The following is a 441-nucleotide window of genomic DNA, read 5'->3' on the forward strand; positions in this document are numbered from 1 at the left end:
CCCGTCACGCCCCAGGCCACGACCCGCGTGGAGGCGGTGCGCCTCTCGCCGCGCGCGGAGACGGCGTCCACGTAGAGGGTGTAGCGGCCCGGCGTCCCGAGCGCCCCGGTGTGGGAGGCCTCGTCCGTGTCGGAGCCGGTGCAGAGCTCCGTGGAGCCCCAGTCCCCCTCGGCCCAGGAGCCGTCGCGCTGCCAGACGTAGTTGTACCTGAGGCCGGAGGCGTCGCCGGAGACCTCCGGCGCGCAGGTCACGTCGTCGCCGGCCACGACCTCCGCCGGCGCGGCGGAGACGCCGTCCAGCGACCAGGAGTCGTCGTAGGCCTCGACCTCCGCGGACATGGTGCGCGTCTCGCCCGCGCGGTCGGTCACGTCCACGTAGAGGACGTAGCGGCCGGGGCGGTAGAGGGAGAGGGTGCCGGTGGGGTCGGCTGTCGCCTTGCCC

1 pseudogene is annotated in these 441 nt (G+C 75.3%); it reads right to left on the bottom strand.

The window, feature by feature from the left end:
* Positions 1-441 (bottom strand): annotated as a pseudogene (locus AUL39_RS11225) (hypothetical protein); the annotation flags it as partial.

Source organism: Tractidigestivibacter scatoligenes (assembly GCF_001494635.1).
GTDB classification, from domain to species: Bacteria; Actinomycetota; Coriobacteriia; order Coriobacteriales; family Atopobiaceae; genus Tractidigestivibacter; species Tractidigestivibacter scatoligenes.